This is a genomic window from Paenibacillus sp. EKM10P (assembly GCF_011800655.1).
GTDB classification, from domain to species: Bacteria; Bacillota; Bacilli; order Paenibacillales; family Paenibacillaceae; genus Paenibacillus; species Paenibacillus polymyxa.
Genome location: NZ_JAALET010000001.1, coordinates 15908 through 42392 on the forward strand (window position 1 = coordinate 15908; position 26485 = coordinate 42392).

General features: G+C 43.9%; 28 protein-coding genes. 22 read left to right on the forward strand and 6 right to left on the reverse strand.

The window, feature by feature from the left end:
* Window positions 1-473 precede the first annotated feature (473 nt).
* The 15 genes from HFE01_RS00035 (at window position 474) to HFE01_RS00105 (ending at window position 14234) form a co-directional block, all read left to right on the forward strand.
* On the forward strand, window positions 474-920 hold the full coding sequence (locus HFE01_RS00035; protein WP_017426302.1) for a tellurite resistance TerB family protein: 447 nt from the start codon (window positions 474-476) through the stop codon (window positions 918-920).
* 28 nt (window positions 921-948) lie between these two features.
* Entirely contained in the window at window positions 949-1542 is a 594-nt protein-coding gene (locus tag HFE01_RS00040) for a TerD family protein (protein ID WP_017426303.1), read from the forward strand.
* A 46-nt stretch (window positions 1543-1588) separates the two neighbouring features.
* Window positions 1589-2164 (forward strand): TerD family protein, encoded by a 576-nt coding sequence (locus tag HFE01_RS00045; RefSeq protein WP_016821472.1) that lies wholly within the window; start codon window positions 1589-1591, stop codon window positions 2162-2164.
* Between the two features lie 31 nt (window positions 2165-2195).
* Window positions 2196-2777, forward strand: coding sequence for a TerD family protein (locus tag HFE01_RS00050; RefSeq protein WP_013369619.1), 582 nt, complete (start codon window positions 2196-2198; stop codon window positions 2775-2777).
* A gap of 102 nt (window positions 2778-2879) precedes the next feature.
* Window positions 2880-4145 carry a TerD family protein gene (locus tag HFE01_RS00055; protein ID WP_090888378.1) on the forward strand — a complete coding sequence of 422 codons (1266 nt, stop codon included), beginning with the start codon at window positions 2880-2882 and terminating at the stop codon, window positions 4143-4145.
* A 26-nt stretch (window positions 4146-4171) separates the two neighbouring features.
* Window positions 4172-4906 (forward strand): TerC family protein, encoded by a 735-nt coding sequence (locus HFE01_RS00060; RefSeq protein ID WP_013369621.1) that lies wholly within the window; start codon window positions 4172-4174, stop codon window positions 4904-4906.
* Window positions 4907-5073: 167 nt separating this feature from the next.
* The gene (locus tag HFE01_RS00065) at window positions 5074-6261 is read left to right on the forward strand and encodes an HpcH/HpaI aldolase/citrate lyase family protein (protein ID WP_107734130.1); all 1188 of its coding nucleotides are present in this window, start codon (window positions 5074-5076) and stop codon (window positions 6259-6261) included.
* A 52-nt stretch (window positions 6262-6313) separates the two neighbouring features.
* On the forward strand, window positions 6314-7660 hold the full coding sequence (locus tag HFE01_RS00070) for a phosphoribosyltransferase family protein (RefSeq protein ID WP_107734143.1): 1347 nt from the start codon (window positions 6314-6316) through the stop codon (window positions 7658-7660).
* Window positions 7657-8808, forward strand: coding sequence for a cysteine protease StiP family protein (locus tag HFE01_RS00075; RefSeq protein WP_107734129.1), 1152 nt, complete (start codon window positions 7657-7659; stop codon window positions 8806-8808). Before HFE01_RS00070 ends, HFE01_RS00075 begins: the two co-directional genes overlap by 4 nt.
* Complete coding sequence (locus tag HFE01_RS00080; protein ID WP_107734128.1) at window positions 8805-9632, forward strand: HAD family hydrolase; 828 nt, start codon at window positions 8805-8807, stop codon at window positions 9630-9632. The genes HFE01_RS00075 and HFE01_RS00080 overlap by 4 nt, the downstream gene beginning before the upstream one ends.
* Window positions 9633-9657: 25 nt before the next feature.
* The gene (locus tag HFE01_RS00085; protein ID WP_107734127.1) at window positions 9658-10689 is read left to right on the forward strand and encodes an ATP-grasp domain-containing protein; all 1032 of its coding nucleotides are present in this window, start codon (window positions 9658-9660) and stop codon (window positions 10687-10689) included.
* 58 nt (window positions 10690-10747) lie between these two features.
* Window positions 10748-11428, forward strand: a complete 681-nt coding sequence (locus HFE01_RS00090; RefSeq protein WP_107734126.1) for a hypothetical protein — start codon at window positions 10748-10750, stop codon at window positions 11426-11428.
* Window positions 11429-11524: 96 nt separating this feature from the next.
* The gene (locus HFE01_RS00095) at window positions 11525-12625 is read left to right on the forward strand and encodes a toxic anion resistance protein (RefSeq protein WP_107734125.1); all 1101 of its coding nucleotides are present in this window, start codon (window positions 11525-11527) and stop codon (window positions 12623-12625) included.
* Between the two features lie 339 nt (window positions 12626-12964).
* Entirely contained in the window at window positions 12965-13513 is a 549-nt protein-coding gene (locus tag HFE01_RS00100) for a hypothetical protein (RefSeq protein WP_016821461.1), read from the forward strand.
* A gap of 43 nt (window positions 13514-13556) precedes the next feature.
* Window positions 13557-14234 carry a vWA domain-containing protein gene (locus HFE01_RS00105; RefSeq protein ID WP_107734124.1) on the forward strand — a complete coding sequence of 226 codons (678 nt, stop codon included), beginning with the start codon at window positions 13557-13559 and terminating at the stop codon, window positions 14232-14234.
* Between the two features lie 256 nt (window positions 14235-14490).
* Here HFE01_RS00105 and HFE01_RS00110 read toward each other — a convergent pair whose 3' ends face one another.
* From HFE01_RS00110 to HFE01_RS00125, 4 genes are all read right to left on the reverse strand, one after another.
* Window positions 14491-14871, reverse strand: a complete 381-nt coding sequence (locus HFE01_RS00110; protein WP_107734123.1) for a DUF3899 domain-containing protein — start codon at window positions 14869-14871, stop codon at window positions 14491-14493.
* On the reverse strand, window positions 14871-16514 hold the full coding sequence (locus HFE01_RS00115; RefSeq protein ID WP_107734142.1) for a peptide ABC transporter substrate-binding protein: 1644 nt from the start codon (window positions 16512-16514) through the stop codon (window positions 14871-14873). Before HFE01_RS00115 ends, HFE01_RS00110 begins: the two co-directional genes overlap by 1 nt.
* 241 nt (window positions 16515-16755) lie before the next feature.
* Window positions 16756-17706, reverse strand: a complete 951-nt coding sequence (locus HFE01_RS00120; protein WP_045244152.1) for an ABC transporter permease — start codon at window positions 17704-17706, stop codon at window positions 16756-16758.
* A gap of 1 nt (window position 17707) precedes the next feature.
* On the reverse strand, window positions 17708-18634 hold the full coding sequence (locus HFE01_RS00125; protein WP_113050959.1) for an ABC transporter permease: 927 nt from the start codon (window positions 18632-18634) through the stop codon (window positions 17708-17710).
* A 318-nt stretch (window positions 18635-18952) separates the two neighbouring features.
* Between HFE01_RS00125 and HFE01_RS00130 the strand changes: the two genes are divergently transcribed.
* Genes HFE01_RS00130 through HFE01_RS00140 form a run of 3 tightly spaced genes read left to right on the forward strand, consistent with a single transcriptional unit; the run spans window position 18953 to window position 21187 of the window.
* Window positions 18953-19720 (forward strand): amino acid ABC transporter substrate-binding protein, encoded by a 768-nt coding sequence (locus HFE01_RS00130; protein WP_113050958.1) that lies wholly within the window; start codon window positions 18953-18955, stop codon window positions 19718-19720.
* Between the two features lie 40 nt (window positions 19721-19760).
* Window positions 19761-20420 (forward strand): amino acid ABC transporter permease, encoded by a 660-nt coding sequence (locus HFE01_RS00135; RefSeq protein WP_017426315.1) that lies wholly within the window; start codon window positions 19761-19763, stop codon window positions 20418-20420.
* A 14-nt stretch (window positions 20421-20434) separates the two neighbouring features.
* A complete protein-coding gene (locus HFE01_RS00140; protein WP_017426316.1) occupies window positions 20435-21187 on the forward strand; it encodes an amino acid ABC transporter ATP-binding protein in 753 nt (250 codons plus the stop codon).
* 296 nt (window positions 21188-21483) lie between these two features.
* On the opposite strand, the gene HFE01_RS00145 is transcribed toward HFE01_RS00140, so the two are convergent.
* Entirely contained in the window at window positions 21484-22374 is an 891-nt protein-coding gene (locus tag HFE01_RS00145) for an AraC family transcriptional regulator (RefSeq protein ID WP_151255467.1), read from the reverse strand.
* A 158-nt stretch (window positions 22375-22532) separates the two neighbouring features.
* Here HFE01_RS00145 and HFE01_RS00150 point away from each other — a divergent pair, with 158 nt between their 5' ends.
* The 3 genes from HFE01_RS00150 (at window position 22533) to HFE01_RS00160 (ending at window position 24409) form a co-directional block, all read left to right on the forward strand.
* Window positions 22533-23435, forward strand: coding sequence for a DMT family transporter (locus HFE01_RS00150; protein ID WP_151255466.1), 903 nt, complete (start codon window positions 22533-22535; stop codon window positions 23433-23435).
* A gap of 57 nt (window positions 23436-23492) precedes the next feature.
* On the forward strand, window positions 23493-23825 hold the full coding sequence (gene csaA, locus HFE01_RS00155; protein WP_151255465.1) for a chaperone CsaA: 333 nt from the start codon (window positions 23493-23495) through the stop codon (window positions 23823-23825).
* A gap of 104 nt (window positions 23826-23929) precedes the next feature.
* Window positions 23930-24409 carry a DinB family protein gene (locus HFE01_RS00160; RefSeq protein WP_151255464.1) on the forward strand — a complete coding sequence of 160 codons (480 nt, stop codon included), beginning with the start codon at window positions 23930-23932 and terminating at the stop codon, window positions 24407-24409.
* Between the two features lie 131 nt (window positions 24410-24540).
* On the opposite strand, the gene HFE01_RS00165 is transcribed toward HFE01_RS00160, so the two are convergent.
* On the reverse strand, window positions 24541-25479 hold the full coding sequence (locus HFE01_RS00165) for an EamA family transporter (RefSeq protein ID WP_151255463.1): 939 nt from the start codon (window positions 25477-25479) through the stop codon (window positions 24541-24543).
* Between the two features lie 109 nt (window positions 25480-25588).
* Here HFE01_RS00165 and HFE01_RS00170 point away from each other — a divergent pair, with 109 nt between their 5' ends.
* Window positions 25589-26476, forward strand: coding sequence for an AraC family transcriptional regulator (locus tag HFE01_RS00170; protein ID WP_167438332.1), 888 nt, complete (start codon window positions 25589-25591; stop codon window positions 26474-26476).
* The last annotated feature ends 9 nt before the right edge of the window (window positions 26477-26485 follow it).

Here is a 26485-nt window from a genome sequence, read left to right on the forward strand (position 1 = left end):
AGACTGCGTGTGTCACTTGTTTAAACAACGTGAAAGAGATATCCTACATTAGACAGAGGTTTTCAGCTTCGGAATTAAAAGAGTAGCTATATACGACCGAACCTAATAGATTGAAGTGAAAATAGCGTCGTCCTAAATTTGGTCGACGCTATTTTTGTATGCTGTGATCCGCAAGTATGTGCAACGTTTACCTTAGCAAAACCGTATATGTAAAATAGCAACTGTATTTTGTTGCATATCCATAGAAGTCTACCATTCTACAAACTTGCATTTGCGCTATCAAATGGGTGATAATGGAAGAGATACTTTCGACAGAAAATAGGGCTAAAGATAGAGAGGATACCTACAAAAGGTAGATCGGATTTACCGCATTTTTGTATATTATTGTAGAATAAGATCGTAATTCAGGTTATAGTAAAGGAAGAAATTAACTAGGATAGATTATACCCAAATACGTAATTGTGGAGGGAAATATGAGTACATTTAAAAATTGGTTGAATACAACTAAAAAAGGACTGGGCGACCAGGTTAAGAAATTTAAGAACAAAGATTTTATGGAAGCTGTTGTTGCAGGTTGTGCATTAGTGGCATTTGCCGACGGTACTATTAGTCCGGAAGAAAAAACAAAAATGGCCGGATACATAAATATCAGTGAGGAATTGAAAGTGTTTGATATGGGTGAGGTCATCAACCGTTTCAATCACTATGTAGCAAACTTTGAATTTTCACCTGAAATCGGCAAACAGGAAGCATTGAAAGCGATTAGTAAATTGAAAGGCAAGCCTGAAGTAGGTCGACTTGTCGTCGGCGTATGCAGTGCGATTGGTGCAGCTGACGGTGACTTTGATGCCAATGAGCAACGGATTGTTGCTGAGATTTGTGGTGCGCTTGGTTTGAATCCGTCTGAATTTAGTCTGTAAATTTTATGGAAGGGAGGTGTGTTAATCAGTGGCTGTAATTAATCTGGTCAAGGGCCAGAAAATTGATTTGACCAAGGGAAACACAGGACTAACCAAGGTTATAGCCGGATTGGGATGGGATCCCGTGCAGTCCAAAGGATTTTTTGGTTTCAAGAAGCAACCCAATATTGATTGTGATGCTTCTGCCATTTTGCTGGATGCCAACGGGAAACTAACTCAATCTGACAATGTAGTATGCTTCCATAATAAAAAAAGCCCGTGCGGCTCAGTCGTGCATTCCGGTGATAATCTGACCGGAGAAGGTGACGGCGATGATGAACAAATTATGATTGACCTGGCACGGATTCCGGCCAATGTCGATAAAGTGCTTGTTGTTGTGAATATATATGATTGCGTAAACCGGAAACAGGATTTCGGCATGATCGAGAAAGCGTATATCCGCATTCTGGACGGTGCTAATTCTAAGGAACTGGTGACGTTTAATTTATCTGATAATTTTGAGGGAATGACTGCACTGATCTGCGGAGAACTCTATCGCCATAACGACGAATGGAAGTTTGCTGCAATCGGTGCAGGCACCCATGCCGTACATATTGATGTGCTGGCTCAGCGTTATATGTAATTTTAGATTGCTCATACAAAACTAATGAGAAACGGGGTACTTACTCATGGCAATTAACTTATCTAAAGGTCAAAAAATCGATTTGACGAAAACAAACCCAGGTTTGTCCAAAATCACGGTTGGTCTCGGCTGGGACACCAATAAGTACGATGGCGGTAAAGATTTTGACTTGGACGTATCCGTATTTTTGGCGAATGCGGACGGCAAAGTGGAAACGGAAAAGAACTTCGTCTTCTTTAATAATCCACAAAACGAGAACGGTTCTGTCGTTCATACCGGAGATAACCGCACAGGTGAAGGTGACGGAGATGACGAGCAAATTAAAGTTGATCTGAGCAATGTACCTGCTAACGTAGAAAAAATCGCTTTTACGATTACGATCTATGATGCACAAGAACGCAGCCAAAACTTTGGACAAGTGTCCCGTGCCTACGCACGTATCGTAAATGAGGCAAACAACGAAGAATTGGTTCGCTTTGATCTGGGAGAAGATTTTTCGATCGAAACAGGCGTCGTGGTAGGCGAGTTGTATCGCCATAGCGGTGAGTGGAAGTTCAATGCCATTGGCAGCGGTTACCAGGATGGTCTTGCAGGCTTGACACGTGATTACGGCTTAGCTTAAAAAATCTACACAAAGAAGGCAGGTATGCAGTATGACGATTAGTCTTTCCAAAGGACAACGTATTGATCTGACCAAAACGAATCCAGGCTTGACTCGTGTTGTCGTAGGTCTTGGCTGGGATACCAATAAATATAGTGGCGGCGCAGAATTTGACTTGGATGCTTCGGCTTTCCTGCTATATGAGGACGGTAAAGCGAAGGCAGCTGACGATTTTGTATTCTACAATAACCCAACAGGTGGAGCGGGTGCTGTTACTCATACAGGCGATAACCGTACAGGTGAGGGCGACGGGGATGACGAGCAAATTATTATTGATTTTGCAAAGATTCCTGCAAATATCCATCGTATCGGAATTACAGTTACGATTTATGACTATGAGGCACGTGCGCAAAACTTTGGACAAGTGTCCAATGCCTTTGTACGTGTGGTAGATGCGGCAACGGATCGTGAAGTGTTGCGCTACGATTTGGGAGAGGATTTCTCCACCGAAACAGCTGTGGTATTCTGTGAATTTTACCGTCACAATGCAGACTGGAAATTCCAGGCTATCGGTAGTGGTTTTGCTGGTGGATTGGGTGCGCTTGCTAAAAACTATGGCTTGGACGCTCAATAATATCCACATGGGGGTGGTGTCCAAAGGGCGCTCCCCCTTTCTTTTTAAGCCATTGAAGGGCGTACGCTGAACACGACAAACGGACAGAAAGGTGACACAATCATGGCTGTTATCGTAGTAAAGGGGCAGAAGGTGGATTTGACCAAAACGAATCCGGGCCTGAGCCATGTCAACATAGGGATCGGTTGGGAGTCCTCAGCGGCTCTGGAACTTGATACTTCTGCATTTTTGCTGGGCCCTGGAGGGAAAGTATCAGGCGATGAGGATCTGATCTTTTACAATAATCCGACTACACCTTTTATCACCTATTCAGATGGACAACAGTTTGGTGACAAGAAACAGTTTTCCCTGGACCTAACCAGAATACCTTCCCATATCGAGAAGATTGCGTTTACGCTGACCATTTATGATGCGGATCAGAAACGGCAAAATTTTGGACAGGTTCAAGGCGGATTTATACGTTTTGCTCATCCGATAAGTGGAGAGGTTTTACGATTTAATTTGGATAGTGGCTTTACAGTCGAGACGGCCATTGTAATAGGCGAGCTGTACCGCCATAACGGTGAATGGAAATTTAATGCGATAGGCGCAGGTTTTTCCGGTGGATTGGATGCGTTGTGTGAAAATTTCGGCATTGAAGTGGAAAATAATCCGGCTCCTCCGGTGCCAGTGCCTACACCACCTCCAGCGCCTCGGCCAGCACCCACACCGCCACCTGCACCCCCTGTTCCAAAACCAGAGCCATCAGCAACTCCGGTGAATCTGAATCTGCGGAAAATTGAGCTGAAGAAAAAGGGCGATACCATTAACCTGAAAAAGGGCTCAGGCGGATTAGGTGAAATCCTAATCAATCTGAACTGGAATCAGGTACAGCAGAGCAAGGGCTTTTTCAGTCGTGGCTCCAAGGGTGTCGATCTGGACCTGGGCTGCTTGTATGAGATGAAGAACGGGGATAAAGGTGTCGTTCAGGCGCTTGGGGAAGTTTTCGGTTCTCTAAATCGCTTCCCGTACATTGCTCTGGATGGTGACGACCGTACGGGCTCTGTGAAAACAGGGGAAAATCTCCGTATTAATGGGGCTAAAATTTCTGAAATTAAGCGAATTTTGGTGTTTACCTTCATTTATGAAGGAGTCACGAACTGGTCACAAGCAGACGGGGTAGTCACGCTGTACCAGAAGGACGGGCCAGACATTATCGTTCATATGAATGAACATGACAATCGCAAAGGGATGTGTGCGATTGCAATGATCCAAAATGTGAACGATGAAACGTTTAGTATTGAGAGACTCGTACAGTTTTATGGCGGTCATCGTGAAATGGATCAGGCATATAACTGGGGCATGCGCTGGACGCAGGGTAGTAAATAAATTGAATTATCGGAGGCACTCTTTTCATGTTGAATGATTTATTTAAAAATATCAGCGAGAACTACGGGCATTTCTTTTCATGGAGTGATGTGGTAGGTACGCTTACTGACCCGGTGAGTTGGGGGATTATTGGAACTCTCATTTTGCTGGAAGGTCTTTTGTCGGCGGATAACGCCTTGGTTCTCGCAGTTATGGTTAAGCATTTACCAAAAGAGCAGCAAAAGAGAGCCTTATTTTACGGGATTTTAGGTGCGTATATATTCAGGTTTCTGGCCATCGGCTTGGGTACCTTCCTAATTAAGTTCACGCTGATTAAGGTGCTGGGTGCGGCTTATCTGCTCTACATCGCTTACAAGGGCTTATTCAAGTCCGAGGGTGATGGGGAAGTGAAAAACAAACCTACTTCTTTCTGGAAAACCGTATTAATGGTCGAACTGATGGATATTGCCTTCAGTATTGACAGTGTCATTGCCGCTTTTGGTGTGAGCGAGAAAGTATGGGTTCTGTTCCTGGGTGGTATACTCGGCGTTCTGATGATGCGTGGTGTTGCACAAGTGTTCCTCAAGCTCATTGATAAATTTCCGGAACTGGAACAGACAGCCTTTATTATGATCGCCATTATTGGGGGTAAAATGTTGGCTGCTGCTTTTGGCTTTCATATGTCGCAAGTATTATTCTTCGGCATTTTGATTGCCGTCTTTGTAGGCACAATGATTCTTAGCTCGGCGAAAAGAAAGAAAAAGGCCGACAAAGAGGCTTAATGTACAAAGTATAGCGAAATCCCTCCTGAAACTAAGGGGGGATTTCTTTTATACCCGAGGCACAGGGCTTCAGTCAGGCGAGATAGAGCAAGAGGAGGGGAAGGGCCCTGAAATATTTTAATGATTTAACCTCTGAGGAAGTAGAAGCGATCTTCTGTACTCCACCGATGGAGTTTCATAACCGTTCACCCAAAAATATATTGGCTTATGCCATAGGAGCGGCTTTGTACATGCCGGCAACCCGCTCGGAGGTAGCGGAAGAGATCAAAAATGGAAAGCATGAAGGACTAACCACAGTCATTCTGGATTTGGAGGATGCTATAGGGGATCAGCAGGTCGGACAGGCCGAAGAATCGCTGGCACAGCAACTGCTTCAACTATTGTCCTATGTACGAACAGGGATGATGAGTGAACAGCAATTACCTTTGCTGTTTGTACGTGTGCGCTCTGTGGAGCAGCTGGAACGACTGCTGAACAGTTTGGGAGAAACCCTGGCGCTGCTCACGGGCTTTGTCCTCCCCAAGTTCTCTTCTGATAATGGACGGGCGTATTTTGCACTCATTGCTGAATATAACCGGACTATGCATACAGGGGCAGGAGACGCAAGCCGTACGCCTGTGTTGTATGGATTGCCGATTCTCGAAAGCTCTAAAATTATTTATCGGGAAACTCGTTGGAAAGAACTGCTGGCGATTAAAGAAATTTTGGATGAGGTTCAGGAATATGTGCTGAATGTACGAATTGGGGCCACCGATTTCTCCAGTCTGTATGGGCTGAGACGCAGCCCGGATATTACGATTTATGAAATTGCCGTCATTCGGGATTGCATCGCAGATATTATTAACTTGTTCGGACGCGTGGACTCGGACTATGTCGTTTCCGGTCCTGTATGGGAGTATTTCTCTCACCGAGAACGTATCTTTAAACCTCAATTAAGAGTATCGCCCTTCGAAGACGCATTTGGGAAGCCGGGACGCTACTTGCGAATGGACTTCATCTCAGATGCAGTGGACGGACTGATTCGCGAAGTCATGATGGATAAAGAGAATGGGATTATTGGCAAAACGATCATTCATCCGTCCCACATTAAGCCGGTACAGGCCATGTATGCGGTGACCCATGAAGAGTATATGGATGCACTTGAAATTGTTGAACGTAACGACGGTAGCCTAGGTGTATTCAAGAGCACCTATGCCAACAAAATGAATGAAATTAAGCCTCATTTGAATTGGGCTTATCGTATTATAAATAGATCTAAAGTATACGGGGTGTTACATGAACAACAACATTTTGTCAGTCTCTTACCCAACCATGAAAACACATCTGCTGCCAATTCTGGAGCAGTTCAGCGTTAGAATTACGGAGACTCATAATCCATTCCGTCTTCCTGTGGACAAGCTGTTTGCAATGGCGGCACGGGTCAATAAAAAGCGTTCGTTTTTGTTTGTCAGCAAGGTGCTGGGCAAGCATATTTCGGTAAATCCATACACCTCTCTGTTAAGTGGGGCGGCCCTGGCGATCCTCCTATATAAAGAGCTTGTCCCACAGTCAGGACAACAGATGGATAAACTGATTGGAGAGGCCGTGAGAGGACTTCTTGACCCGAATTATGCAAAAGAGGCCTATCAAAAGCTGATGGATGAGCGTTTGGCTTTTTCTTTTCCAGAACCGATTAAATTTGTTGGTTTTGCCGAGACCGCTACAGCACTGGGACACAGCATGTATCGGTTGTTTGATGGCGGTGCCACGTATATTCATACGACACGCGAGGATATTCCGGGCCTTCGGCCTATTATTCGGTTTGAAGAAGAGCATTCTCATGCTGTTGATCATCGTTGTTATGCACTGAATGAGGATGCTTTTGCCGGAGATGGACCCATTGTGCTGGTAGATGATGAGATTACGACGGGAAAAACAACGCTTAATATTATACGGGATATTCAGGAACATTTTCCGCGCAAACAGTATGTGATAGCTTCGTTATTGGACTGGCGGACAGACAGCGATGAGCGAGCTTTTGCTGATCTGGAAGCAGAGCTAGATATTAGGATTACGCCTCTAAGTTTGCTCAAAGGAAAGATAGAAATACAGGGAACACCGGTACTGGATCACGCAGAATATGCCGGACAGACCGGGAACGCAGAGCATGCAGCCACTAGCACCGCAGAGGTTAATAAAGATTTGTCTGGAACAATTGACCGCTGTTTTGAAGAGGATGCTTCCGCTTTTGAGCGGATATCACATACCTCCATATCTACCGACGGGTACGCCAATACAGCTCCTTATCTTAAATATACAGGCCGTTTTGGTCTACAATCCGCCGACAATCCAGCGCTGGATGCAGAAATCGCGTACACAGCTGAACGACTGAACCAACTTCGTTCAGGACAACGAACACTGGTAATGGGTACGGGGGAATTCATGTACATTCCAATGCGGATTGCAGCGGAGTTAGGCCCGAACGTATATTATCAGTCCACCACACGCAGCCCGGTGTATCCCCATAGAGAAGAAGGGTATGGCGTCGCAAGTGGCGTGACCTATCCCTCACCTGAGGACAGTACGGTACGCAATTTTATTTATAATGTAGAGCCAGGTCAATATGACGAAATATTCGTTTTGCTGGAAAGAGAGTCGGACCCAGAGCGAATGAAGCCCATGTTGGAGGCATTGAGCCGTCTGGGCTGTGATAAAGTGCATGTCGTTTATTTTAATGGTTTAACTAGGCAGGAGAGTAAAGGAGCGCGGATATGAAGCAAGCACTTATGGAGCAAATACAGCAGAAGAACATTCATCCGCCCGTACCGCTAGGCAGTTATCCTGCCTCGGATGTCACCTTTTTATTAAAGGATTTGAGCCAGGTTGCGTTGGAAAAAGGGACGGAGGATCGGGAAGAAGCGATACAGTCGGGCGTCCATTATTCAGAAATGCTGCCAGTGGAATATCAGCCCACAGCAGAGTATATTGGATTGTTTCACGACACGCTTGCCCAATCTGCCGAAAAGGTTGCATTAGCGGCAGCTTCTGTGGCTGAGATGATTGTGAGAAAAAGAGGATTGAACACGGCGATTGTTTCTCTTGCCAGAGCAGGGACGCCTATTGGTATCCTGATCAAGCGTTATATTGACTGGAAGTATGGCGTATCCTTGCCGCATTACAGTATTTCTATTATTCGTGGCAAAGGCATTGACCGGAATGCTATTTTGTACATTCTACAGCAGCATGGGCTGGGGATTGAACTTCAGTTTGTCGATGGCTGGACGGGGAAAGGCGCCATTCGTCAGGTGTTGATCGAGGCCTGTCGTGAGATGAATGCAGATTACGGGCTGCGCCTAAATGATGATCTGGCGGTGCTGGCCGATCCGGGTAGCTGCTCGGAGACCTTTGGTACACGAGAAGATTATTTGATCCCGAGCGCTTGTCTGAATTCAACCGTATCAGGTCTGATGAGCCGGACGGTATTACGCGATGATCTGATAGGTCCGGACGACTTTCATGGGGCTAAATTTTATGAATCCTGGCGGTCGGTGGATCAATCCAATACGTTTGTGGATACGGTGTCCGGTTATTTTCAAGCCGTGGCTAAAACGGCGGCTGCCTATGCGGAACAGATGACATTGAATCCGCCTGTCGTGACGTGGCAGGGCTTACGGGATATTGAGGCGATTCAGCAGGCATTTGGGATTCGGGATATTAATCTGGTCAAGCCGGGAGTGGGGGAGACGACTCGCGTACTGCTCCGCAGGGTGCCATGGAAAATTCTGATTGACCGTGAAGATAATCCGAATCTTCAGCATATTATGCTGCTGGCCAAGGATCGTGGAGTGCCTGTTGAGGTATTTGAAGGATTGACCTATTCCTGTTGCGGGATCATCAAGCCGCTCAAAGGGGGACAAGAATGATCTACGCCAGTGACCTGGATCAGACGCTGATTTACTCCAAACGCTCGCTTGGCGTGCCGCTGGAGTCCCCTGGTCTGTTGCCTGCGGAACAGATCGATGGGGCGACGTCGGCCTTTATTTCTGCACAAGCTTTGCAATGGCTCAAGACACTACCGGCAGATGTCATGTTTATGCCTGTGACGACTCGGACCATGGAACAGTATAGACGAATCACCGTGTTTCAGACGGAGCTGGTTCCCGCATATGCCGTGACCAGTAATGGCGGAAACATCATTGTCGGAGGCGAGGTGGACCGAGGGTGGAATCGACGTATTCACGAACAAGTACGCCGCGATGGTGCTCATGCGGAAGAGGCACGTCAGGTGTTCGGACAGGTTCTTCATGAAGACTGGGTCGTAAACGAGCGTTTTTGCGATGAACTATTTTATGCTTTTGTAATTGAACGGGATCGGATGCCGCTGGAACAGGTGCTGGAGAAGGGGCGGATGATGCATGAAATGGGCTGGGAGGTATCCATTCAAGGGCGCAAAGTATATCTGGTGCCTGCGGCCGTGAATAAACAGGCAGCCGTGGCGCATATCCGTAACCTCACCAATGGGGGAGCTGTGGTTGCATCCGGTGACTCTTTACTGGACCGTTGTCTGCTTGATTATGCCGACTATGCGATTGCCCCGCGTCATGGTGAATTGTATCGGGAACAGCAGCGGGATAAGCTAGAGGTCAATTACCGATTTACGGAAGTGTCGGGGGTTTATGCAGCAAATGAAATTATGGAATATGTCTATGAGGTACACGGGAGCATGACAGCGTCTCGTACTTCATGATTAAAATAATAGGGGACGTGGCGTTGTGAAGAAGGTCAAAGTGTATTTTAACCGCTGGTTTTCGGTGGTGTATCATTATATGAATGCTATACGCAACAATGAGGACGGTATTCCGTTCGAGATCTATGCCACGCACTCTGATCCGCAGCACATGGCACTGCAGGCCAGTGATGTAGCTGAAGTAGAGCCGCGCACGAGCGGTGTGGAGTATGCACAGTTTTGTGCTGATTTTTGCAGACGCCATGAAATTGATATCTTTATTCCACGGTGGAATATGCTCGATATTAGCAAGCATCTTTATTTGTTCGACGATATTGGTACAGAAGTAATGGTGTGCCGGGATACCGAACTGCTGGAGCAATTGATGGAGAAGGATCTTTTTTATGAATCTATTCGTCAAAAGGATATTGTCACCATTCCCGATTATGCCATTGCCAGTAATGCCGAGCAGTTTAAACAGGCTTACGAGTCATTAATGGCGCTTGGGCATAAGGTGTGTTTCAAGCCATGTAATGCAGAAGGTGGAATGGGCTTTCGTATCATTGATAATAAACGTGATCCGCTGGAGGAACTGTTCGGCCATGCACTGAATCATATTTCGTTCGAGGAGGCCTATCGCGTATTGTCTTCCACAGAGACGTTTCCCAATTTGATGGTGATGGAACTGCTGGAGGGATACGAATACAGTATCGACTGCTTGGCTGACCGAAACGGAAAATTGTTAGCAGCTGTTCCGCGTAGGAAGGCAGGAGGACGATTACGGCTGCTGGAGCAGCATCCTGAGCTGTTGAAGGTGGCAGAGAAGGTCGCTGAGGCGTATCACATTCCGTACAATTATAACATTCAAGTGAAATATAACGGCGAGCAGGCCAAGTTGCTAGAGATCAATCCGCGGATGTCTGGAGGACTTCATGTATCGTGCTTGTCTGGTATCAATTTTCCTTACCTGGCGGTGAAATCGGCTTTGGGTTATGAAATCGGTTCACTACACCCGCAATACGACATTCTAGCCAGTCACATCGAGCAGCCAGTCACGATACGCAAATCCTTACATTGACATAGGCAAATATTGTTTTCTACAATATGGTAAGGGTTTACGTCAGGAGGTATAAGCTATGACTTCTAAAATGTGGGGTGCCACGATTGCTGTGGTCAGCTACCTGATTGCGCTTTTACTAAGTTATTGGTTGCCGTTGTTTGTGTGTCTGGCAATCCCGATCATTTGTATCGGAGGATACAGTGCTGTCATGGCTGTTCGCCATCCTCGTCCTAATCTGACCGGTTCCGTGATTCCGGTGATGCAGGAGCAGGCTGATCAGGCACAGCAACATGAAAAGGAAACTACCGCTCTGCGAGAGTCTATCACAGGACAAGCACGTTTGCCAGACCAGATGACCAGTGAATTTATTCAGGTCATGGAGTATTTGGATGTACTGGAGGATATGGTGATCTCCGAGGGACAGAAAGATGCGCTTGATAACGAAATTGTCGAAAAGGCGCTGGCTCTATTTGCACGTTTACAGCGGGTCATCCCGCTTTTGCATGAATTGAACAATAGTGAAGTGAATCACACGGTTCGGAGATTGATTTTGAAGGACTTGAATGGACTGATTAACCCGTTTCTTCGTCTCAGTGGCGACGCGAAACGGACCAACCGCAGGACGCTACTAAACGGATTGCGAGATGTAGATAGCAAAATATCTGTAATTGTATCCACGGTGGAGCATAAGGACCTGATGGAATTACAGAGCAAAGCAGAGCTTATTCACCAGCGGTACAGCAGCTCCGAATTGTAGGTTATTTTAATAGAATACAAAATCAGCAGCATAGCTGCTCTGAAAAACACTATTAGCTTTCAGCAACAGTTGTTTTCAGAATAGGAGGTTAGCATGATGGCGACCCCATGGGCTGAATTGAAAAAAGAAGATGAACAAAAGGTGACTGAGGAGGCTTCACAGCTGATTCAAAAGGTATCGCAAAGCGATGTTATGAGTCTGGATACCTTAATGGATGACATTGGCAAGCTGGGGGTTAAAACGCAGGAACGGGCGGGACAAACCCTTAAAATGTTGGATCGTCCGGTAAACGACCTCATGTCTGGTGACCGGGCTGAGGTTTCGAATATGATCTTAAAACTCCGGGATGAATGCGAAACGCTCCAGCAGAGTAAAGATGTAGGTTTTTTTGGCAAGCTCCTGCGTAAAAGCCCGTTGAAAAACTATATCTACAAGTATCAGTCGGTGAAGACGAACATCGAGAAAATCATTACTGCCTTGAGAGATGGTAAGGATAATCTGGAAGAGAATATCGTCAGCATGAGGCAGTTGAAGAAGGCTTCCATTGAAGAAATCTACAATTTACAGACGAAAATTGCCTTTGGTAATCGCTTGAAAGAGCTGTTCGAAAGCGAGATTGCCAAGCCGGAAAATGAAAATCGTAAGCCTCATCTGGAGCGGGGATTGCGCAAAGTGGTTACTCGCACACAGTCGATGACTGAAATGATTTTGTTATACAATCAGGCGATTGCAGCAACGGATATTATTAATGATAACAATGATAAACTGATTGATTCTGTTAATAATGCGATTGATAAAACATCGAATCTGATCACCGTATCGGCTATGATCGCGATGGCACTGGCGGATCAAGATAAAATTATTTCGGCCGTTTATGCGACTAACCGTACGATTGAGGATCAATTCAAGGAAAATGCGAAGCTTCTCAAAACGACGACCGAGAGAACAACGGATCTGCTTAGCAAGCCTTCTATGTCATTGGAGGCTGTGAATCAGGCGATTGGTGATTTGGTATCTGCTTTGGATCTGTCTGAAAAATCGAACCGTCGAATTATTGAAAGTTGCCACGATTATACAAGTAAAATGACAGCAATCAATGCCAATCTTAACCAGCGTTTGGGCATCGAAGGGAAAGAACAATCCAAACCACTGAAGGACAACCATTCTTCTGAGGGGCTAAGTTCGTTTTTAAACTGATAGCTAATATACAATAACACAATAATCTATGAAAAAAGACGCCAGGGTGATTTCAAAAGGCGTCTTTCTTTGGTTTGGCAGCGGACCATAAAGGACATGATGAACATATATAGCATTCTCGTGCATAAACTCTTAAAAAGTGAAATGACAAAGGAGAGAATGAGCGTATGATGTCCTTTATTTTGGGGTGTGTGATTGTCTTTTTACTCGTGGCTGCCAGTAGTGAAAAAGCAGACTCTATTGTGGAGTTAAATGAAACTGTGAAATAAAATTTTTTATTGAAAATCATGCATTTTCTGATAGGATAGAGTTAAATATTGGAATCCCAAAGGAGAATGCATGCTGGAATTTTCATTTGAAATCATCGATGAATCGAAAATCAACATTGTATATCAGTATGGGAGCAGTAGCTTCAATTTTAATTTATTTTTTAACTACGGTGTGTGGACGCTGCATCCCTTTGATGGGATTCTGCTGCAAAACAAGGAAATGTGCCGTCTGATCGTTACGGATCTGTTTAAAAACAAAGATTTTCATGTCATGCTGGCACGTGAAAATATTTTATTGTCAACCCTGCGTACCTCTATTGATCTCAATCCCGAAACTCGGGGAGAGCGATATCAGGAACAGGATTTTGATGAGCTGTCTGAATTTGCTGAGACACACAGCTTTGAAGATGTGCTGCAAATCGAACAGGATTCCATCCGCGAGCGTATGGATTTTTTCCAAAACATTATCCAAAGGATGTATATGGAAGGATTCGGTCCGGAAGACAATGATTTTAACAAGGTGCAAGCGATTCTCCGCATTTATAAGGCTGCACATGACCAACTCGGAGAATTGAGCGACTTTCCTCTAAGTGGCGACGAGCGACGACGCAGATGGTAGGTTAAATGGACTAGTGAAAACAGCATAGAGGAGCGTGGGGAACATGAGCGGTATTTCTTTACTTAAAAAGAATGCGCAATTGGTACTGACTAAAAAGAATCTAACGAATGTGACCGCGAGAGTTGGATTAGTGCTCGATATTTCAGGATCTATGAGAAGTTTGTACAAAAATGGGACCGTTCAGAAAGTGTTGGAGCGAATTGTTGCTGTAGCGAGTTCTTTGGATGATGATGGTGTACTGGATGTGTGGGTCTATGATCACCGTTTTTCACGGTTGCCATCCGTTACCGAAAATGACGTTGACAACTATGTGGAAAAACATATTTTTTCCAATGATTATTTACCCAAGTTTGGTCGAAATGATGAGCCTCCAGTGATGCGCGATGTCATCGCCAAGTACACCAAGGAAGAACCCTCTTCAGATCCGGCTTTTGTTATTTTTATTAATGATGGCGGTGTGAAGCGTGGCAAAGGGGACAATATTGACAACGCGGTCATTGATTCATCAGGAGAACCAATTTTCTGGCAATTTATCGGTGTGGGTGAATCTGATTTTGGCGTATTAAAGAAGCTCGACAATATAGAAGGTCGTGTGGTAGACAACGCCAATTTCTTCCAAATACAAGATATCGAATCTATGGAAGACAATCAACTGTACGAACTATTGCTTAACGAGTTCCCGTCATGGCTGCAAGAAGCGAAGGACAAGCATATTTATTAAAATAAAAAAGAGAGAGTCCCATGAATAAAATCCACGGAACTCTCTCTTTTTTTGTAGATCAGTTACAAAGCGGCAGGACAAGTGATTTACTCTTGGTCTAATTCACTCCTACACCTACTCTAAAACATGTAGAAGCTCTATTGGCGGTTGCCAGCGGAGCGGGCAGAATTGTTCTGGAGAAGCGAAGCGATCGGAAGAACAATCTGCACGCGCAGTGCCCACTAACCGCCAATCGCAAGAAAGCTTCTCATACCACCTAACTCATCCCCATTAATACTATCGAGCAAAATATAAGTCCCGCTCCGCACCCCGAAGTATATACCTTGAGGTGGCGGAACATGGATGTTTTCCAGGCTGACAGAGATTCATCGGAACGCAAACGTTCATTTTCCTCCTGCAATGCCTTGGATTGACGCATGAACAACTGCCCGATGTCGGCAAATCCCCGCAGAAAGAGGGTGAGAAAGCCACTTTGCAGGACATGGAAGATTGCACCGATTACCAAGCCTAGCAATCCTAACAGAAATAGTAGATTTGCAGTAGCCAGGTTTTCACGACCGTACACGAGATGGGGTGCGGCGTATAGAAATCCTAAGGTACCGATAATCAGGGCAGTGATCCCAAAACGTAAAATCATTATTTTACGACCCGTTTTGCAAAACGGAGATCTGGATTCGAACGAGCATCGAATACGATGCCTTGAATTTTAGGACTAATTAATGCAGTGTCCGCAGAGAACTGGATCGGTATAATCGGCAAATCTTCCATCAATACGTCTTCCGCCTGATGAAGCTGTTCAAAGCGTTTTGCCGGATCAAGCTCAAAGGTTGAGGATTCGATCAGCTTGTCATACTCCGGGTTGCTCCAGTTGGTAAAGTTGTTCGAATTTTTGGAAGTATAGTGTCCCAATACGCCAAGTGGATCAAGGAAGTTTCCTTCCCAGCCCATACGGGCGATCTGGAAGTTCTTTTGTTTAAAGGTATCAATGTATGTTTTCCATTCCTGATTCTCCAGCGTCACTTCAACGCCCAGGTTCGTTTTCAGCATTTCCTGAATAGCTTCAGCTACTTTTTTATGCTTGTCCGACGTGTTGTATTTGAAAGTGATCGGAGGCAGCTTGGTCAAACCTTCTTCTTTCAGACCTTCGGCCAGCAATTGTTTTGCTTTTGTTGCATCAAACTCATAGTATTTTTTCGGCGCTTCATCACGGAAGTCCTTACCAGATGGTGTTGTTGTTCCGTATGGAACATAGCCGTATGCCGGAGTCTCGCCACCTTTGGTTACGTTGGTAGCCAGTGCTTCACGGTCAATGGCGTAGGCAATGGCCTGTCTGATTTTTTTATTGTCAAACGGCTTTTGTTTTACGTTGAAAGAATACGTGTACACACTAAAAGATGGGTGCGACAGGAATTCCTTGCTGCTCTTTTCCTGATCCAGTGTATCTACAGGAAGGCTCAAAATCAGATCCAGATCACCTGTTTTGTACATTTGATAATAGGTTGTGGAGTCTTGCACCATTTTAAAATTAATCGTTGCCATTGTAATGGCATCTTTGTTCCAGTATTGATCGTTTTTCGTCAGCGTAATTTGCTCGTTATGTTTCCATTCCTTGGCTACATAAGCGCCATTGCCAACAATCGTGTTAGCTTCTGCTGCCCATTTGTCGCTTTTCTCCACAACAGCTTGGTTCACAGGTAAATAGGCGTGACCGACAGCAATCGTAGGGAAGAAGCTCAGCGGTGATTTTAGCTCAACGACAAGTGTTTTATCATCTTTAGCCGTAACACCTACGTCTTCAATTTTACCTTTGCCTGTGTTGTACGCTTCGGCACCTTTGATGTAGTAGAGGGCAGAAGGGTCATAAGCAGCCGTTTTCGGATTCAGTACCCGTTTCCAGGAGTATTCAAAATCCTTAGCTGTCAGCGGGTCACCATTCGACCATTTTGCACCGTCACGAATGGTAAAGGTGTATGTTTTGCCGTCAGGAGACACGTCTACTTTGCTGGCAGCACCTTCTACGATTTTACCGGCTTTGTCGTATGTATACAGCCCTTCGTACAAGTTATCAATGACAAAATAGGACGTTGTGTCTGATGCGAAAGCAGGGTCCAGTGTATAAGGCTCACCACCTGCCAGATTGGCTGTAATTTCTTGCGGGACATCTGCTTGAGACGCAGCGGACGAGTCATTGCTTGCTGTCTTATCCCCAGTACCAGAGCATCCTGCCAAAGCCGTTACAGCCAAAAGTAGGATGATTGTCATCCAATGCATTTTTTTCATCATGGTTTTCCTCCATTATTATGGTTAGTTATTTGAACGTTGTGTGTAAATCCCAAAACGATTTCAAATCAGCAATATTATAGAGAGCGAAACGATCAGCCGGGATTTATTCAACCTCCTTTCCGGCAGGTATGCCGCGTGTGCGCACTTCCATAAAGGAACTGCCGTTGTTTCTGCGGTTAGGCGAGAAGCTGCGGATCATGGTGACACCCCTCCTTGTCCAATTTGGATATCTGTGTTTTTAATGCTGTGAACGCGGGTCAAGTGCATCCTGAAGCCCGTCTCCAAGTGTGTTAAACGCCAGCATGGTGAGCGATATCATCAGACCGGGGAAAAATAGGCGCCACCATTGACCACTTAAAATAACGCCGAGCGAATCGTTAGCCATCGTCCCCCAACTGGCCGAAGGAGACTGAATCCCCAGACCGAGAAAACTCAGGAACGATTCGGCAAAAATAGCCGACGGAATAGTGAACGTCAAATTTACGATAATGATTGCTGCTGCATTCGGCAGTAGATGCCTGAAAATGATGCGTGAATGAGATGTTCCCAGGCTACGGGCTGCCAGTACATATTCCTGCTGCTTGAGCTGTAGGATTTGCCCACGTACTACCCGGGCCATGCCGACCCATCCGGTAATAGATAAAGCAATAATCATCGTGAGCAGGCCGGGCTTCATAATGACGAGCAGCAGAATGATGACCAGCAGATAAGGAATGCTGTACAAAATCTCAATAATTCGCATCAGGACATTGTCGATTCGGTCGCCCATTTTACCATGGCCTGCACAATAACCAGCTACACAGCCGACGAGTATGCCAAGCACCAAATCAATGGCAGCAGCAGCAAAACCAATCATAAGTGAAATTCTGGCTCCGGCCCATGTCCGTGCCCATACGTCTCTGCCCAGATCATCCGTGCCAAACCAGTGCTCTCCCGAAGGAGAAAGATTTGTCTTCAAAAGGGACTGGTCGCTGGGAGCATAAGGAACCATGGAAGGTCCGACAATCGCCAGCACAATAATAATGATAAGTAGGGAAAGCCCCAACAGGGCAAGCTTGTTGTTAAAAAGTCTGCGAAGCCGATCCCGCCAGGGTGACTCTTGGGGTCTGGTCAACGTGGGGGTGGGCATCTGACTGCGGTCTACAAGACTAAAAAGGCTGTCCTTTTCGACAGTAGGTGCTGCTTTCATGTTAATCTCCTTTGCTGACTAATTGGATTCGCGGATCGACAAGGCGATAGGAAATATCAATTAAAAATAAGGTGACAACCAGAATGGCACTGTAGAAAATGGTCGTCCCCATAATGACTGGATAATCCCGGTTAAAGATACTGTCTACGAAATATTTACCGATGCCGGGAATGGCGAATATTTTTTCGACAACAAAGGTACCTGTAATCACGGAAGCGAATAGCGGTCCGATAAAGGACAGCACCGGAATCAATGCATTGCGTAGTCCGTGACGAATGACTATTGCCCAGGAGGACAATCCTTTCGCTTTGGCGGTGCGTATGTATTCCTCATGCATGACTTCTAGCATACTTGTCCGCATAAAACGGGCGATAACAGCAAGAGGTGAAACAGCGAGAGCTAACGACGGAAGCACTGTATGCTGCCAGGTTCCCCATGAGGCGACCGGAAGCAGATGCCATTTGACAGCAACATACTTGATTAACAGTGGTGCCAATATGAAGCTGGGAACGGAAATACCCACAATGGCGATAAACATCGAAATATAGTCCAGTGGTCGATTATGGTGTAAAGCAGCCAATGTTCCGAGTGAAATACCGGCTATAATCGCTACCACGATAGATTGAATGCCTAGTAGTGCAGATGGTGGAAAGCCTCTGGCGATAAGCATATTTACGTCAGTCGTTTTCGATTGAATAGACGGCCCCATATCCAGCACGAGCAGATTTTTGAGATACAACACATACTGCACAGCGAGCGGCTTGTCCAGATTGTACCGAGCACGCATGTTTTGCAATACGGCCTCCGGAATCGTCTTGGAATCGTTCGAGAACGGATCTCCCGGAATGATGTGCATGATAATAAACGTTAAAGTAACGATAATCCATAACGTAATGAGCATCGTGAAAAGACGTTTTAAAATGTACATGGGACTTTATTTCTCCTGTCTATCAAGCTGATTTACATTCTATTGCTGCTGAATCTTCGAAATAAATAAAAGTATATAAGAATACTAGGAAATAATAAAACGGATAAGGTAACATGTCAAGGTAAGGTTTTACATTATAGAACACAGGTCAAATTTTCGTCACAAGTTTTCCATGTTTATAAGGTTAAGATTCCGCTGATTCCTCTCGACGAGTATCCTGCGGTATGGTATGATGATACTCTGATAACGTGTTAACGAACTAAAGCGTTTGCCACCTGTTCTTGAATGCGGGGGTCACCATTGTTGGAGGGGAATAAGATGAGAAAAGCAGCCATGTTTACGATGATGATTGGGTTGATTATGATCGTGTTGGCCGGATGTTCCGGCGCTAAGGATAACAGCAAGTTGATTATTGGAATTGATGATAAATTCGCGCCGATGGGCTTTAGAGATGAAAATAATGAGCTGACCGGTTTTGATATTGATTACGCGAAGGCGGCAGGGGAACAAATGGGCAAGCAAGTGGAATTCCAGCCGATTGACTGGTCTGCCAAAGAATCCGAACTGAACAGTGGACGTATTGATCTCATTTGGAATGGATACACCATTACAGATGAGCGTAAGGAAAAGGTGCTGTTCACGAAGCCATATTTGAAAAATAGTCAGGTTATTGTCGTTCCGGCCACTTCCAGTCTTTCCAAGCTGACTGATCTGGCGGGCAAAACGGTGGGGCTCCAAACGTTGTCCTCAGCAGCCGATGCATTAGATGCGAATCCGATTAAAAGTAAATTGAAGTCAGTGTCTGAGTACCCGGATAACGTTCTTGCTTTGACAGATCTGAAAACCGGTCGCCTAGATGCAGTTGTTATTGATGAGGTTGTTGCCAAGTACTATATGTCCAAGGAACAAGGGACGTATAAGCTGCTTGATGAATCACTGGCCCCTGAGGAATACGGCATCGGCGTGAAAAAAGGGAATGAAGAGCTGTTGACGCAGCTACAATCTGCTTTGGATGAGCTACACAAGAACGGAAAAGCAGCTGAGATTTCAAAAAAATGGTTCGGTGAAGATAAAGTATTAAATTAATACGTAATGTAATGAACTAAGGGTTTAGGAGTCGAAGGTTATGAGTATGGAATATATTTTACGAATTATGAAGCCTATGCTTGAAGGGGCACAGATGACGGTCATTTTATTTTTCATTACGCTCATCTTGTCTATTCCGCTCGGATTTATCGTTACGCTGCTGGCCAAAAGTCGGTTTAAGCCTATTGCCTGGTTGATGCACACGTACATCTATGTTATAAGAGGTACGCCGCTTTTGCTGCAATTATTGTTCTTTTGTTTTGGTCTGCCGATGTTGCCTGTCATTGGGGAGTATCTGGTACTGGACCGGACAACGGCTGCGGTACTGGCATTTGTACTGAATTATGCGGCTTATTTTGCAGAGATTTTTAGAGGTGGAATGTTGTCGATTGATAAAGGGCAATACGAGGCTTCGCAAGTGCTGGGCTTGAGCAAGTCGCAAACGCTGATTAGAGTCATTGTGCCGCAAATGGTACGGATTGCTTTGCCTGCGGTAACCAATGAGGCGACGACCTTGGTGAAAGATACGGCTTTGCTGTATGCGGTAGCGGTACCGGAACTTCTGCATTTTGCTAATACAGCTGTAAACCGCGATTTTACGATTGTGCCTTATGTTGTAGCGGCCGTTATTTATTTGTTGATGGCTTTGGTGCTTACCATATTCTTCAGAGCGCTGGAAAAACGCTTTAAATTTGAGTAAAAGGAATGTCGGATATGAACACAAACGCAATAGAAGTAACCGATTTGAAAAAATCGTTCGGCCAACTCGACGTTCTGAAAAGAGTGAGCTTTAATGTTAAAGCGGGCGAGGTTGTAGCTGTCATCGGTCCTTCAGGCTCAGGGAAAAGTACCATGCTTCGCAGCTTGGTGCACCTGGAGGATGTGACGGGTGGGACGATTCGCATCCATGATAAAGCACTGGTGGAAAATGGTCACTATGCTCCGGCAGGCGACATTAAAAGCATTACTACCGGAATGGGCATGGTGTTTCAGCATTTTAATCTGTTCCCTCATTTGACGGTGCAGGATAATCTGGAACTGGCTCCAAAGCTGGTGAAAAAGGTGAGCAAGGCTGAACTGCGACGCCAAAGCGCCGAGTTGCTGGCTAAAGTCGGCTTGGCGGATAAAGCGGATGCGTATCCGTCCCGATTATCGGGGGGACAGAAGCAACGTGTAGCGATTGCCCGGGCAATGATGATGAACCCTGATATTTTACTGTTTGACGAGCCGACCTCGGCCCTTGACCCCGAGCTGACAGGCGAGGTGCTGCGAGTGATCAAAAAGCTGGCTGAAGAGCATATGACGATGGTCATCGTGACCCACGAAATGAATTTCGCGAGAGATGTGGCGGATCGCGTCATTTTTATGGATAATGGAGAAATTGCGGAATCTGGTACACCAGAGCAGATTTTTGGCAATCCGCAGCTGGAACGGACGAAGGTGTTTTTGAATCGGGTGGAGGCTTAAAAACATAGTTCTTTCCAGGGGAGGCGCTGCGCGTGCAGATTGTTCTTCCGATCGCTGTTGCAACGGGATTTTTTCATTAATATGACACCTGGTAAGGTTAAAACCCCGTTGCAAAGGCGAACGCTCCGCTTCTTCAGAACAATTCTGCCCGCTCCGCTCACCGACCACCTGGTATGTAATATGTTTTTAAGCAGGAAGTGTGAGTAGGAATAAGAGAAAGGGAGATGGCAAAGCGCCATCTCCCTTTTTTGCAGTTGTTAGGTTGCAATAAAAGCTGACACTGGCTACTTCATTTCTTAATTCATGAATTCATTTCTTAATTTGCGGAATTCTTTAGGTGTTTTATTATAATGTTTTTTAAAAGACTGAATGAAGTGATTTACGTGATTGAAGCCCGCTCTGTGGGCTATTTCAGTGATGGTATATTGTGTTGAGGTTAGTAATTCACTGCTTTTCTTGATGCGGTATTTAATCAAGTAGTCGTAAGGTGTCATATGAATAGTTCGCTTAAAACTACGAGTGCACTCTGAAACACTTAAATGTGCTATATCGGCAATTTCTTGTAGTGTTATGTTGTTGAAGTAGTTTTGATGGATAAAGCTAAGCATCAATTGAAGTCTTTCCTGTTGTATTTTCACGTATTTAGGTGCTTCCTCAGAAAGCGAAATATTAGATATTAAGATGAACCATAATTGTGCCGTTTTGATGGATACCTCATATTCCCAACCCCAACTTTTTTTCATATCAAACTTCTGTTTCATATCCCACAGCATTTGTAGTATTTGAATTTGCCATTCAGCATCTCCTTTAATTACAAGCGACAGTAAGAAAGAGTTTGTATAAGGCAGTACATAATTTTTTTCCATCGCACTATCCGCATAAAAGGCCAACAGCTTCTCTGGAAAATTAAAGCTGACATATTGACCGTGATGTGAAAGCTGGGTAGTCACGTGAAGAACACCCTTATTAATTAAAATAGCTTGACCTGTGTCTAATTCATGATCAATCCCGTTCACTTGTATAACAAGTTTTCCCTTAGTAACCAAAGTGATCTGTAGTTCTTCATGCCAATGTAGATCGTTAAATCCTCTACCTTTAGGAATACTTTCATGAACCGAATGGGTGTACATGATGTATGGAAATGAAACATCGGGATAGAGAATGGTCTCGTGCAGTTGTTTTTCCATTGAAGAGAAGGTCCTTTCTTATGACGATATTCCTATATAAATGAAAGATATACTTACACAAAATAAATAAAAGCGGTGATATTATTATACTCAGTTCAGTTTATTATTCAATTGTTCTGTGCACAGACAATGGGTCAAACACATCTGAGAGGGTCATTATGAAAATAAATAAAACATCGCTATCTTTGAATCCGTATTTTATGCTGTTCATCAGTATTTTGTCGGTTTCCGTCTCTTCCATCATGATAAAATCTTCACATACTCCAACCTCCGTGGCTGGAATGTATAGATTGTATATGTCAGTCATATTAATGCTTCCTTTTGTACCCTGGAAAATGCTCCGTACCTCAGATATGACCAAAAAAGATTGGGGTACCGTTTTCTTGGCTGGTCTTTTTCTCGGGTTACATTTCTTATTCTGGATGGAATCTTTGGTATATACCTCAGTTGCGAGCTCCATGGTCATCTTATCCTTGCAGCCTTTATTCGTAATGATTGGTTCATACTTTATGTTCAGAGAACGAGTAAACCTATTCACTATTTTTTGCTTGATCGCTGCTCTTATCGGTTCAATCATTATAGCTTGGGGAGACATAGGGACTTCGAAAGGGGCATTAATCGGAGATGGGTTATCCCTATTAGGAACAATCTTGGTTTCGGCTTATATGATAGCAGGACAGAAGGTAAGCCACAAAATAAGTGCAAATTTTTATAGTGTGATTGTCTTTTTTCTTGGCGGCAGTGTCCTGCTAGTCTACAATTTGGTGAATCATTATTCCTTGATCGAATATGACTCGTCGGATTGGACGTATTTCTTATTACTTGCAGTAATTCCAACTATTTTTGGTCAATATATTTTTAATCTGCTGTTGAAGTCAATGGGGGCAACTATGGTGTCAGTGGGTATTATTGGAGAGCCTGTTCTCGCCATACTTCTCGCCTACTTATTCTTGGGAGAAATAATGTCTGCATTTCAATTCATAGGTGGAATCATGACTTTATTCGGTATGGGGATGTATTTTTGGGCAAAATCGCTAAAGTTTGCGGTTGCAAAATATTAAAATTGTCTACGGTTTATCGTGAAATTTAAGAAAATAATGGATGAGGAGAATACTTACATGGCAACGATTGATGATTTTTTGAAACTCGATGTTCGGGTTGGAACTATAATTAACGCTGAGTTTTTTGCAGAAGCCAAAGTACCTGCTATTAAACTTGAAATCGATTTTGGACAAGAGATTGGAATAAAAAAATCGAGTGCACAAATTACAAAAAGATATGTGGCGGAAGAGATTATAGGAGAACAAATCATAGCTGTAGTCAACTTTCCTCCTCGACGGATAGCAGGCTTTAATTCAGAGGTATTAGTCCTTGGAGGTATCCCCGAGAAGGGGGACGTGGTTTTATTGAAACCAGATATTAAACTACCTGATGGAACGCCCATCGGATAATAAATGGTTCCTGTTTCATCTGTGACCTTTTCATGAAGAAGGGAATTGGTTGCGAATATAGAATGAATACCTTAGAAAACTACTAAATTTTGGAGGTTGGTAACATGTCTGTAGTAGCTCAATATCTTCAGGAATGGCTAAGGCACAGATCGGTGTTGCAAGAATTGGTTGAAGTCATTCCTGATGAGCATATTGACTTTAAGCCTTGGGACAATGCGATGCCCATGGGTTCCCTAATCGTTCACATAGCCAGTTCTATGAAAATGTTCGTGGATACCGTAAAAAATGGTACCTTCACTCCCCCGACAAAAATAGATCAATATCACACAATAGCCGATGTACGCAACATAGTCGATCAATTGACGGAGGAAACAATCCGAGAATTGAAGGAATTAAATGCTCAACAGCTAGAAAAGGAGATTGAATTTAGAAACTTTCTCGGCACTGGGAGCTTCTGGCTATCCATGGCGAAAGACCATGAGATTCACCATAAAGGTCAATTATTTACGTATGTACGAATGGTTGGAGTAGAAAATGTACCTTTTATGATTAAGCAACCACCTCAAAGTAAAACTAACGTTTGATGTATTATCTAGCGAGCCCCAACACCTCAAACAGTAGCTTCATAAATATAATGAAACGGCAGCCATAAAAACGGCTGCCGTTTTCTCCATTAAGGAGCAGCTTTATCCTAATGCCTCTCCATAAGCTTAGCTTACTTTGAGAGCGGGATATCTTCTCTTGATTGGTTATTTGAAGAAGGCTTTTTATTGAATGCCAATAACAATATCAGTCCGATGATACATATTACACCTACCCATTGGAAAAAACCAAAAGGCTCTTTTAACCAAAACACAGTTGTTAGAACAGCAGCTAGAGGTTCCAGACTACTTAGAAAGCTTGTTTCTTTTGGTGAAAGACTTTGTAAGCTTTCTATATAGAACCAAAATGCGATCATTGTGCCGAATATGATCACGAATGCTAGATATAAATAGGTTTCTAGTGTCAAGGTTTTAAAATCAACCTGCCAAGGTGGATGAATCAAGCTTAATCCAAAACCGCCGATAACCATCGCCCAACCCACAATAACTAGGGAATCGTATTGCTTTAGAAGAGGTATTGCGTATAGGGTATAAAAAGCTAGGGCTATTGCTGATAAGATCCCCCAAACGATTGCGATCGTCGGAACGGATAGCTGAGAAATGGAGCCGTTTGTTAACAAGAAGAAACAACCAACTAAAGCCAGCAAAATCGCTGACAGATCCTTTCGTGTGAAGACAGTGTGCTTTCGCAGAATTAAATAGATGATAATCATTATAGGCGCTAAATACTGTAATAATGTCGCAACAGCAGCATTACCTCGTTGGATCGATGCCATATACGTATATTGAACTGACAGCATACCAACCAAACCGTAGACAACGAGTTGGAAAGCAGTCCTTCTATTTTTCCACACACCCCATATTTGTGTACGGTCTTTTATTAAAAATTGAAGGGCCAAGAGTAAAACACCAGCTATGAGCAAACGTGTTGTTACAAGCCAATTTACATCGATTTGTTGAAAAAGTTTTTTTGCAACGGTCCCACTGATCCCCCAAAATATAGCTCCTGTGATAACAAGAAATAATCCTGTTTTTCTAGCTGATTTATCCATGAATGTTCTCCACCTTGAAATATAATAATAGTGTTATAATAGGTGAAAAAAATTTTAAATTATACCTAAATTTGATGTTAAAATATAAATATATTGAGGTCGTGATGATTTGCAAATAAAAGATTTCATAATTGGCCAAAACCTAAAAGAACTAACCGAGCATCGGACGGTCGTACTACCGGTTGCATGTTATGAAACAACGATTAACCAAAATATACATGGATACATACCACTGCATTGGCATGATGAAATTCAATTTGTTCTGGTTGTAAAAGGGGAGGCGATCTTCCAAATAAATGAGGATAAACGAATCGTACGACAAGGTGATGGGTTATTTATAAATAGTGGCTGCCTACATATGGCGGAAGATCAGAATCAATCGGGTTGCGTCTATGTCTGTTTAAATGTTTCTCCTCATTTCGTTTTATCACAAGAGCTTTACACACCTTACGTAGCTCCTTACATTCAAGCGACAAATTTACCTTATGTATACATAGATTCTGACGAGCTTTGGGGGAAAAACATTTTAGATGCCATGTTGAAGATTAATCAATGTATTCAACATAAATCTCCATACTATGAAATCGATATTACGATGTATTTAACATTAATTTGGAAAAACCTAGTCATGAATGGTTTTCCATTAGAATACGACCAGGTGGAAATGGTAAAGAATCAACGGATCAAACAAATGTTAAACTGGATCTATTTGCATTATGCTGAAAAAGTCACATTAGATGATATTGCAAAATCTGGTCAATTGAGCCGTTCTGAATGCTGCCGATATTTCAAACGAATTTTAAAGGTAACTCCGTTGAATTATGTAATGGATTATCGGATTCAAAAAAGCTTAGTCTTATTGCAACAAGCAGAATTTAACGTTACAGAAGTTGCCTATAAGGTTGGATTTAACAGTACCAGCTATTTTATAGAAAGATTCAGAAAAGCGATGAACATGACACCATTAGCCTACAAAAAATTAAAAATGGATGATTGATATTCAGGG

Bases quoted from the DNA above. Each gene is read 5' to 3' on its own strand.
- HFE01_RS00035 (WP_017426302.1), top strand. From the start codon at position 474: ATGAGTACATTTAAAAATTGGTTGAATACAACTAAAAAAGGACTGGGC.
- HFE01_RS00045 (WP_016821472.1), top strand. From the start codon at position 1,589: ATGGCAATTAACTTATCTAAAGGTCAAAAAATCGATTTGACGAAAACA.
- HFE01_RS00050 (WP_013369619.1), top strand. From the start codon at position 2,196: ATGACGATTAGTCTTTCCAAAGGACAACGTATTGATCTGACCAAAACG.
- HFE01_RS00055 (WP_090888378.1), top strand. From the start codon at position 2,880: ATGGCTGTTATCGTAGTAAAGGGGCAGAAGGTGGATTTGACCAAAACG.
- HFE01_RS00060 (WP_013369621.1), top strand. From the start codon at position 4,172: ATGTTGAATGATTTATTTAAAAATATCAGCGAGAACTACGGGCATTTC.
- HFE01_RS00065 (WP_107734130.1), top strand. From the start codon at position 5,074: ATGGAGTTTCATAACCGTTCACCCAAAAATATATTGGCTTATGCCATA.
- HFE01_RS00070 (WP_107734143.1), top strand. From the start codon at position 6,314: ATGGCGGCACGGGTCAATAAAAAGCGTTCGTTTTTGTTTGTCAGCAAG.
- HFE01_RS00075 (WP_107734129.1), top strand. From the start codon at position 7,657: ATGAAGCAAGCACTTATGGAGCAAATACAGCAGAAGAACATTCATCCG.
- HFE01_RS00080 (WP_107734128.1), top strand. From the start codon at position 8,805: ATGATCTACGCCAGTGACCTGGATCAGACGCTGATTTACTCCAAACGC.
- HFE01_RS00090 (WP_107734126.1), top strand. From the start codon at position 10,748: ATGACTTCTAAAATGTGGGGTGCCACGATTGCTGTGGTCAGCTACCTG.
- HFE01_RS00095 (WP_107734125.1), top strand. From the start codon at position 11,525: ATGGCGACCCCATGGGCTGAATTGAAAAAAGAAGATGAACAAAAGGTG.
- HFE01_RS00100 (WP_016821461.1), top strand. From the start codon at position 12,965: ATGCTGGAATTTTCATTTGAAATCATCGATGAATCGAAAATCAACATT.
- HFE01_RS00105 (WP_107734124.1), top strand. From the start codon at position 13,557: ATGAGCGGTATTTCTTTACTTAAAAAGAATGCGCAATTGGTACTGACT.
- HFE01_RS00110 (WP_107734123.1), bottom strand. From the start codon at position 14,871: ATGATTTTACGTTTTGGGATCACTGCCCTGATTATCGGTACCTTAGGA.
- HFE01_RS00115 (WP_107734142.1), bottom strand. From the start codon at position 16,514: ATGAAAAAAATGCATTGGATGACAATCATCCTACTTTTGGCTGTAACG.
- HFE01_RS00120 (WP_045244152.1), bottom strand. From the start codon at position 17,706: ATGAAAGCAGCACCTACTGTCGAAAAGGACAGCCTTTTTAGTCTTGTA.
- HFE01_RS00125 (WP_113050959.1), bottom strand. From the start codon at position 18,634: ATGTACATTTTAAAACGTCTTTTCACGATGCTCATTACGTTATGGATT.
- HFE01_RS00130 (WP_113050958.1), top strand. From the start codon at position 18,953: ATGAGAAAAGCAGCCATGTTTACGATGATGATTGGGTTGATTATGATC.
- HFE01_RS00135 (WP_017426315.1), top strand. From the start codon at position 19,761: ATGAGTATGGAATATATTTTACGAATTATGAAGCCTATGCTTGAAGGG.
- HFE01_RS00140 (WP_017426316.1), top strand. From the start codon at position 20,435: ATGAACACAAACGCAATAGAAGTAACCGATTTGAAAAAATCGTTCGGC.
- HFE01_RS00145 (WP_151255467.1), bottom strand. From the start codon at position 22,374: ATGGAAAAACAACTGCACGAGACCATTCTCTATCCCGATGTTTCATTT.
- HFE01_RS00150 (WP_151255466.1), top strand. From the start codon at position 22,533: ATGAAAATAAATAAAACATCGCTATCTTTGAATCCGTATTTTATGCTG.
- csaA (WP_151255465.1), top strand. From the start codon at position 23,493: ATGGCAACGATTGATGATTTTTTGAAACTCGATGTTCGGGTTGGAACT.
- HFE01_RS00160 (WP_151255464.1), top strand. From the start codon at position 23,930: ATGTCTGTAGTAGCTCAATATCTTCAGGAATGGCTAAGGCACAGATCG.
- HFE01_RS00165 (WP_151255463.1), bottom strand. From the start codon at position 25,479: ATGGATAAATCAGCTAGAAAAACAGGATTATTTCTTGTTATCACAGGA.